Raw genomic sequence first — 14,070 nt, 5'->3', positions numbered from 1 at the left:
TATTCCACCCCGTGCCACAACCCCCCCACGGGGGTGTTATTATATCCCGTCGGGCCGCCCCGCCCCACAGTCTCCTGTTTTGCGGGGGCGCGGGTTGATCCCGGCGCCCGCCAGATGCGCTGCCACATCTGCGCCAAGCGCTGCTTCAATACATCGCGATTACCTGCCTGCCGATATGCGGGCTGCACCTGCCGTGGCGGCATCGCCTGCCACTGGCCATCGCGTTCGCTGGCGACGGCGAAGTTGAAGTTGTAGTCCGGTTCCAGGCCCATACGCAGATCGCTGAGCACCAGTTCGCCGTCCACCACCTGCGCGCGCATGAAGCCGTGATTGAACCAGTTCAGTCGCTGCACCGCAGGTACATCGGCGGCCTGTCGCAGCGCCTGCACATTCGACGGGTAACCCTGGAACTGCATCGGCCCGTGATCGGCCCACAGCGAGCGATCACCGACCACATAGCCCTGCGGGGTCATCGCCACCACCCGCCACAGCAAGGTGTTGAACGGCATCGGCACCGAGAAGCGCGGCGCATCGACCAGGCCCATATGCGCCAGTGACTGCGCGGCCACCCGGTCCACCTGCGCCTTGGCGATCAACGACCAGCCCAGATAACCGCTGCTCAACACCAATCCGGCCACCAGCGCGCGTTGCGCCAATGGCCGAGCGCGTGCGAACCAGGCAATGCTGCAGCCAATCAACAACCAGATCGTATACAGCGGGTCGATGATGAAGACGCTGGACCACATGGTCGGTGGCGGCGTCAGCGGCCACCACAGCTGCGTGCCGTAAACGGTGAAGGCATCCAGCAGCGGATGCGTCACCAACGCAAGCACGATCGCCCACCACCAGCGCACTGGCGCCTGTGCAACCCGGCCATGACCGAAGCGCTTGTACAACCACCAGATCAAGGTGCCGAGCAAGGGCAGCACGAACAGCGAATGGCTGAAGCTGCGGTGCACCGTCATCAGGCTCACCGGGTTGTCGGTGAAGGCCATGATCGCCAAGCCGTCCAGATCCGGCAGCGTTGCCAATGCGGCACCGGCAAGCAAGGCGGCGCGCCGATGCGCGGCGGGGGTGATGGCGGCGGCGATGGCGCCACCGAGAACGATCTGACTGAGGGAATCCATGCGCCGATGCTAGCAGCCAACGCTACGCTCAGCGCTGCTGCCGGCCATGCAATCGCCACAGCATCAGGCCGCCGTACAGCAGCGCCAGCAACAGCAGGTTGAGCAGCTCGCCACTGATCTCAGGCAGCCGCGCACCCAACTGCTGGGTGCGGACGATGGCATTGATGCCGGCAGTGGTCGGCAGCAACTTGGCCAGCGCCACCAGCGCTGGCGGCGAGGCGATGGCCGGCCACGACAGGTTGGACAGGAAAAACAGTGGGATCGACACCGCGGTGACATATTGGAAGGCACGCTCGCGGGTATCGAAGAAGCTGGCGATGAACATCCCGAATGGCACCGTTGCCAGCGCGAACAGCAGCACCGCCAACAGCATTCCCGGGATATTGCCGCCACGCGGATAGTCCTGCGCCCAGGCAGTGAAGCCGACGTAGTACAGCAGCCCGCACACCGCCACCACAGTGAACGCAACGGCCATCCCCGACAAGGTCGGCAGGTCGAACTGCAATCGCCGGCCCAGCTGCGCGCGGCGGCTACCCAGCAATACACCGATGCCGAGCAGCAGGGTCTGGTGCACGATCAATTCCGATACCCCCGGGACCACGCTGCTGCCATAGCCTTCGCGGGTGTTGTACAGCGGCCGCTGCACCAACTGCAGCGGCGCTGCCTGTGGTGCGCCCATGAAGGCCGCCTGGCGCAGCGCCTGCTGGCGACCAAAGCCGGTGATGCCTTCGGCCAGACCATTGAGGATGGCGCTGGCCCGGCTCAGGTAGGCGCCGTTGCCCAGCAACACCAGTTGCCCACTGCCGCCGCGCAGGATGTCGCGTTCCAGCCGCTGCGGGATCAACACGATGCCATCCACCTCGCCATTCAACAGCTGTTGCTTGGCCTGACCAAGGTCTGCTGGCTGGCTGACAACCCGCACCGCGAGCAGCGCATCCACATGCCGGATCAGCTCGCGGCTGGTGGCGCTGTGGTCGGCATCCACCACCGCGATTGGCAGATCACTGGCCACCTGATGGCGATACGCCGCCGGGTAGAAGAACGAGTACAGCAGCACCGCGCCTATCATCACCGCGCGCGCCGCCGGGTCGGCAAACATCGCCTGCAGGGTGATGCGGAAGCTGGCGACGAAACCACTCATGCGCGCGCCTGCTGGCGGGCCGCACGCAGCAGCAGGCCCGCACCCAGCCCACCGGCCAGCACCGTCATCAACAGCAGTACCGTCAGCGGCCGCAGCGATACCTGCCAGGGCGCCCCCATGAACAACTGCTGCATCTGCACCTGCACGTAGGCGGTTAGCGGCAGCAACATGTTCCAGATGCGGGTGAACAACGGTGCCTCGATCACCGGAAAGGTGGCACCGGAAAACGCCAGCGCGGTGCCAATCGTCAGACCCACCGCCGACAGCCCGGTGCACATGTCGCGGGTCACGGCGATGAACAGCAGCGCAAAACTGCAGCAGGCCAGATAGAACAGCGGCTGCGCCAACAGCATCAACCACAGACTGCCAGCCATGCCGTCACCGCGCACATAGGCCAGGTACAGCACGCCCAGCGCGCCATACAGCGAGAACAGCGCGACATACGGAAACAGCTTGCCCGCCATCGCGGCCCACGGCCGCTGCTGCAGCCAACTACCAAGCAAACCGTCGCGCTGCTCGCGACCAAACGCGGCACCGGCGGTAAGCGCAGCCAGCAAGGACAGCATGGCCGGAAAGATCAGCGGCAGCAGGAACAATTCATAGCTGCGCGCCGGGTTGTACAGCACCGTCGCCTGCACCGTCACCGGCGGCCCACGCAGTTTTGCCGGGCCAACCTGCAGCGCAATCTGCTCTTTGAGCATGCGCGCGTTGTAGGCGCTCACCGCATCGGCGATATCGCGCCCGGCCGATTGCCCGGTGGCCATGTAGGTGGCGTTGTAGAAGGCGTAGACCGGCACCGTTTCGCCACGCAGCGCGCGCCGGCTCAGGTCGCGCGGTATCAGCACGATCGCAAACACATCCAGCGCACGCAGCTGTGCCTGGGCCTGCTGCAGCGACGCCGGCTGGCTTGCCACCTGCACGCCGGGGCTGTCGTCGATGGCGCGCGCCAGGCCACGGCTGGTCGGGCTGTGGTCCAGGTCAACCACAGCGATCGGCACCTGCCGCAGCACCGAGCCGGAGAACAACCACATCATCAGCGCCATCAACAGCACTGGCAGCAGCGTCACCAGCGCCAGCTCCCAACGGTCGCTGCGCCAGTGCTGCAACTCGCGCCGCAGCGAGGCGGCGAAGGCCTTGCCCGGTGTCAGTCCTGCGGCCATGCAAACAGCACGCTCATGCCCGGCCGGAATCCTTCGATCGGCTGCTGCGGCCGTGCCCGCACTTCGAAACTGCGCACGTCATAGCCGGACGACTGGCGGGTGCTGCGCCAGGTGGCGTAGTCACCGGCCGGATTGATGAAGTAGACCTCGAACGCCGCACTGCGGTCCTGCAGCGCCGGAATCGTGCCCTTTAGACGGGCGCCGGGCTTGAGCCCGTTCATCTGGTCCTCGCGCAGGTTCAGCGCCACCCACATGTGGTCGATGTCGACCAAGGTGAAAACCGGATAGCCGGCCGGCACCAGCTCGCCGATATCGGCCATGCGCTTGCCGACCTCGCCGGCCAGCGGCGCGCGGCCCTGGGTTTCCTGGCGGGCCGCATCCACCTCGGCCTTGGCACCCTCGGCCTGCCGCACCTGTGCCAGTGCCGCATCCTTGTCCTGCACCCGTGCACCGGCAAGGGCAAGGTCGTACTGCGCGCGGGCAGCGCGGGTCAGTTCGTTGGCACTGCGCGCCTGCGCCTGTGCTTCGTCGCGCTTCTGCCGGCTTACCACGCCCTCGGCGTAAAGATTGTCGAGCCTGCGGAAGGTACTGGTCGCCAGTTCGGCGCCGGCCTGTGCGCGCTTCCAGTTGGCTTCGGCGGCGCGGATATCCTCGCTGCGTGCGCCCTCCTCGGCCTTGGATGCCATCGCCGCAGCCGCAGCCACCACCGCGTCGGCCTGGCGCTCCTTGGCGGCGACTTCAGGGCTGTCGAGATCGAACAGCACCTGCCCGGCCTTGACCCGGTCGCCTTCGCGCACATGCAACTGCTGCAGGCGCGCGGTGACCTTGGCGGCGACGTTGACGTTGTCGGCATCGGCCATGCCCTGCACCTGGTCCGGCGGGCTGCGCAGGCCCAGCCACAGACCGACCGCCACCAGCACCAGTAGCACCACGCCGGCAATCAGGAACACGCGGCGTTGCCGCGGACTGGTCTCCACCTGCAGCGAATCGCTCATTCCAGCACCTTGTCCGCGCGTTGGCGGTAGTCGTCAAAACGTTGCAGCTGCCCGCTCACTTCCAGCAGCTGCGCCAGCGCCACATCGAATTGATAGGCGGCCTGTGCACGCTCCACCTGTGCACCGCCCAGGCCGAGCCGCGCGTCGATCACATCCAGCGAAGTGGACTGGCCTTCACGGAACGACAGCTCCTGCAGGCGCAGGTTTTCCTGCGCCTGGGCGATGCTGCTGTCCAGCAGCTGGAACTGCACGCGGGCGGTCTCCAGCTCGTTCCAGGCCTTGCCGACGCCAAGCTGCAGCTGGTTCTCCACTTCGCTCAGGCCCGACTGCGCCTGCTCCAGCTGCGCGCGCGCAGCGCTGACCTGCAGCGGCCGCGCCGTCGGCGACAGGAAGGTGTAGCGCAGGCCGATGCCGAATGCCCAGTCGGCGTCGGTCAGCAATGCATCGCGACGGCGCAGGTCGTATTGGCCGAACAGATAGATCTGCGGCTTGAGCTTGGCCTGCTGCGCACGCACACCCTGCTCGGCCTGCGCGGTAAGCGCACGCAGCCTACCAACCTGCGGATGCCGCTGCTGGGCACTGCGCTCGAACTCCTCACGCGCACCGACCGGGCCATTGATCACGAACAGCGGCGAGGTAGTCGCAACCGTGCCACCGCTGCGCAGCAAAGTCGCCAAGGCCTGTTGCAGAGTAGACAGATCGTTGACCGCCTTCTGATATTCGCGTTCGGCCTTGTCGCGGGCGACATTGGCCTGCAAGCGCTGCGCCTTGGTAGCGAAGCCCTCGCGCTCGAGTTTCTGCGCGTCCTCAAGGTGTCGCTGCAGTCCATCGCGCACATCACGCCGCACCTGCAGCGCCTGCTCGGCCAACTGCTGGCCGAAGTAGGCCTGCACCAACTGCAATGACAGCGACTGCCGCTGCAACTCACGATCGGCCTGGGCAAGCTCGCTGGCGGCTTGTGCCGCCCCTTGCGCGGCCGGGATCAGGCCACCGCTGTACAAGGGCACGCTGGCAGTAACAATTGGACGCGTGCGCCAGTCACGCTCGGCGAATTCCAGCGGCGACTCGATGCCAAACGCCGCGGCAACCGGCGCCAGTGAACCCAGCGGCAGGTTCAAGGTCTTCTGGAACTGCATGCGGCGCACGTCGGCAGTGATTTCCGGCAGCCGCAGATAGCGGCTGGCATCCTGCAGGTCCAGCTTGTTACGCACCCCGGCATCGGCGGCGGCGAGCGCATCGGAGACCTGCTCCAAGCGCTGCCGCGCCTGCTCGTAACTCAACGCAGGCACCACTTCGGCGGCCGCTGCCGGCGGCGCCAGCAGCATCCACAGCACACACAACCCTATCGCGACCGATGCTGGTTGCTTGCCTGCCACCCCGATGCTCCCTTCTCGTTGGCTGGCCCCAGCATAGCCGCCCATCGAGTGAGGAAGAAGTCAGCCGGGCAATCAGGCTGCCTGCGCCAACCTCACGGCGCCCGGCAGGCAGGCCAGGCTGCGGCCGGAATGATCGAGCAGGCGCAGGCTGCCATCCGGGTCCTCAGCCAACGCGGTCAGGCTTTCCACCCAGTCGCCGTCATTGGCGTAGACCAGGCCATCGCGTTCGACCAAGGCGGCGCGATGGATATGCCCGCAGATGATGCCGTCCAACCCACGCCGGCGTACGTCGGCCAGACCAGCCTGCACGAAGCGTTCGATGTAACGCTCGGCCGCCCCGCTCTGCCGCTTGAGGAATTCCGACAGCGACCAATAGCGCAGACCAAGCCTACGCCGCGCGGCATTGAGCAGACGGTTGCCGGTGAGGATGCGGTAATACAGCCAGTCACCGAAGCGTTCCTGCAGGCCACCAAAGTGAGTGGCACCGTCGTAGTCATCGCCATGAACCACCAGCAGGCGGCGGCCATCGACGGTGGTGTGGATGGCGCGACGACGCACCTGCATGGCAGGAAGCATCAGGCCGCAGGTGCGGCGCAGTGGTGCATCGTGGTTGCCGGGGATGTAGATGATCTCGGTGCCGGCACGACGCAGCGCGTGCAAGGCCTCGATCACCTCGTTATGCGCCTGCTGCCAGGTCGCACGCTTATGGGAAAGCCACCACAGATCGACGATGTCACCGACCAGATACAGACGCTCACAGCGCAGGCTGCCGAGGAAGCGCGCCAGTTCCGCCGCATGGCAATGGCGCGCGCCCAGATGCGTGTCGGAGATGAACACCGCACGCCGGTGCGGCGGCAGCACCGGCACCGCGCTCATGCCAGCGCTCCGGCATCGCGCAGATAGCGTTTGCGCTTGTGCGGGCGGATGGCCTGCAGGTCCACCTCGATCAGGCCATCGATGGAATCGCTGAAATCCGGATCGACACCGAACGCGAGGAAGCGCGCGCCGCCTGGCTCGCACAGATCGGTGTATTGCCGGTACAAGGTCGGCACGCTGGTACCCAGCGTCGCCAGGTTGGCCTTGAGCACATCGAACGCGGCCTGCGTATCCAGCTCACCGAAACTCGGCGGCGCGGCGAAGTACTGGAAGGGCCGGTTCGACTCGGCCAGGCTGCGGCCAGCGCCGTAGTACTGCTGGTAATAGGCCACCAGCTGCTCGCGCGCCTCGCGTGGCAGCGCAGCGCTGATCGACACCGCGCCAAACAGATAGCGCACGCCCGGCTGGCTGGCGAGGTAGGCGCCGATGCCCTGCCACAGATAGTCCAGGCTGCGGCTGCCCCAGTACTCGGGCACCACGAAGCTGCGGCCCAACTCCATGCCCTCGGCGATGCGTGGGATGGCATCGTCCGAATAACGGAACAGACTGGCGGTGTATAGGCCCTGCAGGCCACTGCGCGCCAAGGCCGGTGCCCCGCGCATCACCCGGTAGGCACCGGCAATGCGCTGGGCCGGCGCGTCCCAGACCACGATGTGCTGGTAGAGCGGGTCGAAATCGTCAAGGTCACGGCTGCGGCCGGTGCCCTCGCCCACTTCGCGGAAGGTCAGCTCACGCAGACGGCCCAGCTCCAGCAGCAAGGGCGAGTTGGCCGCGCACTGGGCCAGCCGGATCTGCTTGCCGTCGCTGGTCTGGCCCAGCAGTTCCGTCGCCTCGATCGCGGCGGCGACCTGGGCGGCGGCAATCGGTTCGGCCAAAGGCTGCGGGCTGCTCTCCTGCAGCTCGGCGCCCTGCTGCTCCTTGCCCAGCGCGTACAGCGCCTCACGCACCGCCTGCAGCTGCCATGCCGGGTCCTGTTGCGCATCCAGCCGCATCAGCTGGCCGATCTGCAGGCGCAACGGTCGCTTGCGGCGAGCGAACATCTCCCGCGCCAGCAAGGCGGTGCCGGCCGGCTTGAACAGCGCCGAGGCGCCGTAGAACAGCGCCGAATTGCGCGCCTGCACCCGTACCGGCAGCACCGGCGTGTCGCAGGCGCGGGCGAAACGGACGAAGCCACGGTTCCAACGACCGTCGCGGATGCCCTGCAGCGACAGCCTCGAGACCTCACCGGCCGGGAATACGATCACGCACTGCTCGGCCTGCAGCGCCTGCTCCACTGCCTGCAGGCTGGCCCGCTGCGCGCGGCCACCGAGGATGCGCACCGGCAACAACAGTTCGTGCAGCGGCTCCAGTTCCAGCAGCATGTCGTTGGCGATGATGCGGACGTCGTTGCGGACCCGGCCCACCGCGTCCAGCAAGGCCAGCGCATCCAGCGCCCCGGACGGGTGGTTGGCGACGACCAGCAGGCGGCCGCTGGCCGGTATCCGCGCCAGCGCCGCCGCATCTATCGCGTAGCCGGCGTCGAGGAAGCCCAGCGCGGCGCTGACGAAGGCGAAGCCCTGCAGGCCTTGGCTACGCCGCAGGAAGGCGTCCAGCTGGTCGAAACGTGACCAGCGTCCCACTGTACGCAATAGCGGCTTCGCCAAGTGTCGGCGCGGGCCGTGGAACCAATCGGGATAGCGTTGCTGCAGGCGCTGCGCGATCTGTTGCATGGCAAGGTCTCCCTGTCGGCCCATTGGCCGGGAGCCTGCGCCCGCCACAAGGCAGGCCGGTTGCGGTTTTGCGGCAATCCGGTGACCGTGGCTTAACCGGATGGCAACAGACACTTCGGCACTATTCCGTCAAGGTGCCGACCGTGTATGATGCGCGCCCATCTTTCCATCCGAATCAAGGGATATATAGCCCGATGTCCAGCTACCTGTTCACCTCCGAATCGGTCTCCGAAGGCCATCCGGACAAGATTGCCGACCAGATCTCCGATGCGGTGCTGGACGCGATCCTGACCCAGGACAAACGCGCCCGCGTGGCCTGCGAAACCCTGGTCAAGACCGGTGCGGCAATTGTCGCCGGCGAAGTGACCACCTCGGCGTGGGTCGATATCGAAGAACTGACCCGCAACGTCATCAACGAAATCGGCTACGACAACTCCAACGTCGGCTTCGACGGCCACACCTGCGCCATCATCAACATGCTGGGCAAGCAGTCGCCCGACATTGCTGCCGGCGTTGACGGCACCAACAAGAAGGCCAAGAAGCCGGAAGAGCAAGGCGCTGGTGACCAGGGCCTGATGTTCGGCTATGCCTGCAATGAAGCCCCGGAATTCATGCCGGCGCCGATCTACTACTCGCACCGTCTGGTCGAGCAGCAGGCCAAGGTCCGCAAGAAGAAGAACTCGCCGTTGCCGTGGCTGCGCCCGGACGCCAAGAGCCAGGTGACCCTGCGTTACGGCCAGGACGGCAAGATCGAAGGTCTTGACGCCGTTGTGCTGTCGACCCAGCACGATCCGGGCGTGAAGCAGAAGGACCTGGTCGAGGCCGTGCGCGAGCACATCCTCAAGCCGGTGCTGCCGAAGGCATGGCTGGACAAGCTGCCGAAGAACAAGGTGCACATCAACCCGACCGGCATCTTCGTGATCGGCGGCCCGGTCGGCGATTGCGGCCTGACCGGTCGCAAGATCATCGTCGACACCTACGGCGGCATGGCCCGTCACGGCGGTGGCGCGTTCTCTGGCAAGGACCCGTCCAAGGTTGACCGTTCGGCCGCTTACGCTGCCCGTTACGTCGCCAAGAACGTGGTTGCTGCTGGCCTGGCTGACAAGTGCGAAGTGCAGGTCTCCTACGCCATCGGCGTGGCCGAGCCGACCTCGATCTCGGTCACCACCTTCGGCACCGGCAAGATTTCGGACGCACAGATCGAGAAGCTGATCCGCGCCCACTTCGACCTGCGTCCGTACGGCATCATCAAGATGCTGGACCTGATCCACCCGATGTACCAGCAGACCGCTGCTTACGGCCACTTCGGCCGCAAGCCGAAGGAATTCTCGTACGTCGACGGCGACGGCAAGACCCAGAACGCGACTGCGTTCTCCTGGGAAAACACCGACCGTGCCGAAGCCCTGCGCAAGGCTGCAAAGCTGAAGTAAGTTCGGCAGCAGGTAAAAGCACTACCCGGACGGGTCGCGCAAGCGGCCCGTCTGCTTTTTGTACAACCACCCTTGCCAAGCACCAGCGCGCCCGCACACGATAGCGCCGCATACACAGGGAGCGTTGGCATGTTTTCAGCATTTTTCGGCAATCTCTTCAAGGACAAGCCCGACCCGGACCGGTTTGCCCACAAGTTCATGGACGCGGTGCGCAGCAATGGCTATCCGCATGAACTGGACTATGAGGCGGACACCTTCCGCGTCCGCCATGCCAACGGCTCCTACTTCAATCTGCACAACGCCTACCACGCCTATCTCGGTGCCCCGCGCGGGCAGCAACGCAAGGCATTGCTGGCCTTCAGCCGCTTGCTTGGCGTCCACGAAAAAGATGAAGCAATGAGTTGGGAGCAGACCCGGCCGCTGCTGCGCCCATTGATCCGCAGCATCACCCAGCTTGAGGAAATCAGCCTGCACCATGCCGAGCAGGATGGCTGGGATGCGTCGCCAATGCAGCTTCAGTACCGGCGCCTGAGCGAGGAGTGCGTGGAGCTGCTGGCAGTAGACCACCCGGACCACACCGCCACCTTGACCCGCGGCCCTGAAGAAGCCTGGGGTGTGAATTTCGATCAGGCCTTGGCGATTGCCCGCAGCAATCTGCGTGAAAGCCCCGATGAGCCCTTCGTCGAGGTAGCACCCGGCGTCTATCAGGCCGCATGGGGCGACGCCTATGACAGCAGCCGCGCCCTGTTACCCGACCTGCTGCATCGGGTACCGGTCGCCGGGCTGCCGGTGTTCATGCTGGCTTCCCGTGACGTCTTGCTGGTCACCGGCGAAGGCGACCTGCAAGGGCAGGCGCAGATGTTGGAGTTGGCCGCCAATGCGTTTTCCGATGGGCGTGTGATTTCCTGGGAAGTGCTGCGCTACGACGACGGTCAGTTGCATTCGCACGAGCTGGCGGATGCTGGGCTGCGCGAACGCCAGCGGCAACTGCGACTGGAACTCGACACCGATGCATATGCGCTGCAGAAGCAGCTATTGGAGCGCGTGCACCAGAAGCATGAGGAAGATGTGTTTGTTGCCACTTTCATGGTCCACAACGAGCAGCAGCATTCGCTATGCGCCTGGACTGATGGCGTAGCCAGCTCACTGCCGCGCACCGATCGCCTGGTGCTGGTGATGCCTGTCGATGGTGAGGAAGCCGAGACCATGATCGTTGATTGGCAACAAGCGCAACCCATTCTCGGCCACTTGTTGCGTGAAGACAGTCGGCATATCCACCCGCCGCGCTACCTCACGCTTGGCTTCCCCGATGCAGCGACGCGCGCGCGACTGCAGGCGCTTTGAGCCGGTTTCCTGCGCTGAGAGTGTTCGAGCAAAGAAGCCTGCATGCGAGGACGGATTTTTGTGTTGGTTTGAGCTATTGAACTAGCTTTGGGCTGTTGCTTTGGATGTTGCTTGGGCTGTTGCTTTGGATGTTGCTTGGGCTGTTGCTTTGGCTGTTGCTTTGGCTGCTGCTTTGGCTGCTGCTTTGGCTGCTGCTTGAGCTGCTGCTTGGGCTGCTGCTTTAGCCCTTCTCCCGCCTGCGGGAGAAGGGTTGGGATGAGGGGAAGCTTTGGCTCTTGATCTAGCAAAGACAAAAGCGAAAACCCAACAGCCCCCTCATCCGCCCTCCGGGCACCTTCTCCCGCACGCGGGAGAAGGGACAGACAGAGCCAGAGCCACAACCAGAGCCACAGCCACAGCCGCAGCCGCAGCCCAAGCCCAAGCCCAAGCCACAGCCACAGCCGAAGCCGAAGCCGAAGCCGAAGCCGGAGCCAAAACCAAAACCAAAACCAAAACAATACCCGGCGTGGTTCCCAAGGCCCTCCCACAAGCCCACCACAGCTGCCTTGTCCCCTCCGATCTGTTCCCCATAACGAGCAATGCACTACCATCGGCCCATGGGAAAGGAAGACCGTAGACCAATTGCCGCCCGTTCCACCGGCTGGGCTCGTGCCCTCAGCGCCGCGTTGGCACGCTCATCCATCACACCGAACCAGATTTCGGTACTCAGTATTTTCTTCGCTGCAGGTGGCGCCGCTGCGCTGTTGTACTGGCCTGGCATAACCGGGCTTATCATCTGCGCTGTCGGCATCCAGCTACGTCTTATCTGCAACCTGCTCGACGGCATGGTGGCAATGGAAGGCGGCAAGCAGACACCAACCGGTGTGCTTTACAACGAATACCCGGACCGCATCGCCGACTCGCTGCTGATCGTCGCGCTCGGCTATGCCGCTGGCATGCCCTGGCTGGGTTGGCTGGGTGCACTGCTCGCTGCACTCACTGCCTATGTACGCCTGTCCGGCGCCAGTCTCGGCCTGGCTCAGGACTTCCGTGGGCCGATGGCCAAACAGCATCGCATGTTCGTACTCACCGCGGCCTGCGTGCTGGCGATCATCGAACAACTGACCACGCACACGTATTACGTGCTGCCTGCCGCCGCCATCATCATCGCCGCCGGCTCGCTGTTGACCTGCATCACCCGCACCCGCGCCATCGCCGCGCGACTCAAGGCAGGCAGCTGATGCTTTCAAGCCTGCTGGTCGCCGCCGTCAAGGTTTTCATTGGTGCCTACCCGCGCTGGGTTGGCAGTCGCCCTACCGACACCCAGCGCATCTACTTCGCCAACCACTCCAGCCACCTGGATACGGTTGCGTTGTGGTCAGCACTGCCACCGGCCCTGCGCGAGCACACCCGCCCGGTCGCCGCGCGCGACTACTGGAGCAAGGGCGCACGCAAGGTCATCGCGGACAAAGGCTTCAATGCGGTGTTGATCGAACGCGACCGCAGCAAGTGCGAAGGCGATCCACTGCAACCGCTGCATGACGCCTTGGATGCCGGTGATTCGCTGATTCTGTTCCCGGAAGGCACCCGCAACCACGAACCGCTGCCGCAGCCGTTCAAGGCCGGCCTGTTCCATCTGGCCCAGCAGTACCCGCATGTGGAACTTGTGCCGGTGTATCTGGACAACGCACGCCGCGCGCTGCCCAAGGGCAGCATGGTGCCGGTGCCACTGGTATGTACCGCGCGCTTTGGGCCTCCGTTGGCCCGCATTCCCGATGAAGACAAGGCGCAGTTTCTGGAACGCGCGCGCAACGCGGTGGTGGAGCTGGCATGAACAACGTATTCCTACAGCTCCCGCTGGGCAGCTTCCTGCAGCAGGCCATCGACCGTGCCCCGCCCAGCTTCTGGTGGATGATTGGCGGCGTGTTTGGTGTGCTGATCCTCGCCAGCTCGATCGGCTTCATTCTTGGCCGGATAAAACCCGGCTCGGTGGTCGACAACCTCAACGCGCGCATCCGTGCATGGTGGGTGATGGCCGCAGTGCTGCTGTTCTGCTTCGTGCTCGGCAAGATCGCCACGCTGGTGTTCTTCGGCCTGCTGTCGTTCTTTGCGCTGCGTGAATTCATCTCGCTGACACCGACGCGGCGCGGCGACCACCTGGCGCTATGCCTGTGCTTCTACATCGCCATCCCGCTGCAATACTGGCTGATCGGTATCGACTGGTACGGCCTGTTCGTCATGTGCATCCCGGTGTACGGATTCCTTGCCTTGCCAGCGGTATCGGCACTGTCCGGTGATACCGAGAACTTCCTGGAGCGCAACACCAAGATCCAGTGGGGTGTGATGCTCACCGTGTTCTGTCTCAGCCATGCGCCAGCACTGATGCTGCTGCGCATTCCTTGCTACGAGGGGCAGAACCTGATGTTGCTGTTCTACCTGTTGCTGGTGGTACAGCTGAGCGACGTGCTGCAGTACGTGTTCGGCAAGCTGTTCGGCAAACACCTGCTTGCGCCCTTGGTCAGCCCTTCGAAAACGGTTGAAGGTCTGGTTGGCGGTGGCCTGGCAGCGACCGCTGTTGGTGCCGCGCTGTACTGGATCACCCCGTTCTCACCGCTGCAATCGGCAGCCTTGTCGCTGCTGATCGTGATCTGCGGCTTCCTTGGTGGCTTGGCGTTGTCGGCGGTGAAACGCAGCCTCGGTGCCAAGGACTGGGGCGAGATGATCGAAGGCCATGGCGGCATCCTGGATCGTTTGGATTCGGTGGTGTTCTCGGCGCCGGTGTTCTTCCACGTGGTGCGCTACAACTTCCAGTAAGCCCTGTAGTGGGGGGGGGGGGGGGGGGGGGGGGGGGGGGGGGGGGGGCGCGGGGGCGGCCCGGGCGGAGGGCCCGGCGCGCGGACGGGGAGGCAGGCGGAGCCGGCCCACAGACGGGG

12 protein-coding genes are annotated in these 14,070 nt (G+C 65.0%); 5 read left to right on the top strand and 7 right to left on the bottom strand.

The annotated features are described in order from the left end of the window. From ACVOLZ_RS21145 to olsF, 7 genes are all read right to left on the bottom strand, one after another. Nucleotides 1–1,127, bottom strand: a 1,127-nt coding sequence (locus ACVOLZ_RS21145; RefSeq protein WP_481517839.1) for a metal-dependent hydrolase, incomplete at its 3' end; no start/stop codon positions are given. A 28-nt stretch (nucleotides 1,128–1,155) separates the two neighbouring features. Continuing rightward, nucleotides 1,156–2,268 (bottom strand): ABC transporter permease, encoded by a 1,113-nt coding sequence (locus ACVOLZ_RS21140; protein WP_481517838.1) that lies wholly within the window; start codon nucleotides 2,266–2,268, stop codon nucleotides 1,156–1,158. Next, nucleotides 2,265–3,428 (bottom strand): ABC transporter permease, encoded by a 1,164-nt coding sequence (locus tag ACVOLZ_RS21135; protein ID WP_481517837.1) that lies wholly within the window; start codon nucleotides 3,426–3,428, stop codon nucleotides 2,265–2,267. Before ACVOLZ_RS21135 ends, ACVOLZ_RS21140 begins: the two co-directional genes overlap by 4 nt. Beyond that, the gene (locus ACVOLZ_RS21130; RefSeq protein WP_481517836.1) at nucleotides 3,413–4,423 is read right to left on the bottom strand and encodes an HlyD family secretion protein; all 1,011 of its coding nucleotides are present in this window, start codon (nucleotides 4,421–4,423) and stop codon (nucleotides 3,413–3,415) included. Before ACVOLZ_RS21130 ends, ACVOLZ_RS21135 begins: the two co-directional genes overlap by 16 nt. After that, nucleotides 4,420–5,805 (bottom strand): TolC family protein, encoded by a 1,386-nt coding sequence (locus ACVOLZ_RS21125; protein WP_481517841.1) that lies wholly within the window; start codon nucleotides 5,803–5,805, stop codon nucleotides 4,420–4,422. The genes ACVOLZ_RS21130 and ACVOLZ_RS21125 overlap by 4 nt, the downstream gene beginning before the upstream one ends. A 66-nt stretch (nucleotides 5,806–5,871) precedes the next feature. After that, nucleotides 5,872–6,675, bottom strand: coding sequence for a UDP-2,3-diacylglucosamine diphosphatase (locus ACVOLZ_RS21120; RefSeq protein WP_481517835.1), 804 nt, complete (start codon nucleotides 6,673–6,675; stop codon nucleotides 5,872–5,874). Further along, a complete protein-coding gene (gene olsF, locus ACVOLZ_RS21115) occupies nucleotides 6,672–8,384 on the bottom strand; it encodes a bifunctional ornithine lipid synthase OlsF (RefSeq protein ID WP_481517834.1) in 1,713 nt (570 codons plus the stop codon). The genes ACVOLZ_RS21120 and olsF overlap by 4 nt, the downstream gene beginning before the upstream one ends. Before the next feature lie 194 nt (nucleotides 8,385–8,578). Here olsF and metK point away from each other — a divergent pair, with 194 nt between their 5' ends. From metK to ACVOLZ_RS21090, 5 genes are all read left to right on the top strand, one after another. Beyond that, on the top strand, nucleotides 8,579–9,814 hold the full coding sequence (metK, locus tag ACVOLZ_RS21110; protein ID WP_481517833.1) for a methionine adenosyltransferase: 1,236 nt from the start codon (nucleotides 8,579–8,581) through the stop codon (nucleotides 9,812–9,814). Between the two features lie 129 nt (nucleotides 9,815–9,943). Next, a complete protein-coding gene (locus ACVOLZ_RS21105) occupies nucleotides 9,944–11,158 on the top strand; it encodes a DUF1444 domain-containing protein (protein ID WP_481517832.1) in 1,215 nt (404 codons plus the stop codon). Between the two features lie 596 nt (nucleotides 11,159–11,754). Beyond that, a complete protein-coding gene (locus tag ACVOLZ_RS21100) occupies nucleotides 11,755–12,378 on the top strand; it encodes a CDP-alcohol phosphatidyltransferase family protein (RefSeq protein ID WP_481517831.1) in 624 nt (207 codons plus the stop codon). Then, nucleotides 12,378–12,971, top strand: a complete 594-nt coding sequence (locus ACVOLZ_RS21095) for a lysophospholipid acyltransferase family protein (protein ID WP_481517830.1) — start codon at nucleotides 12,378–12,380, stop codon at nucleotides 12,969–12,971. The genes ACVOLZ_RS21100 and ACVOLZ_RS21095 overlap by 1 nt, the downstream gene beginning before the upstream one ends. 77 nt (nucleotides 12,972–13,048) lie before the next feature. Then, nucleotides 13,049–13,951: a phosphatidate cytidylyltransferase gene (locus ACVOLZ_RS21090; RefSeq protein ID WP_481517840.1), complete on the top strand. Its 903-nt coding sequence runs from the start codon at nucleotides 13,049–13,051 to the stop codon at nucleotides 13,949–13,951. Nucleotides 13,952–14,070: the final 119 nt, after the last annotated feature.

This window comes from Stenotrophomonas sp. STEN020 (assembly GCF_056760195.1).
The sequence above is the reverse complement of the archived record's forward strand: the minus strand, read 5'-3'. Positions and strand labels throughout refer to the sequence as shown.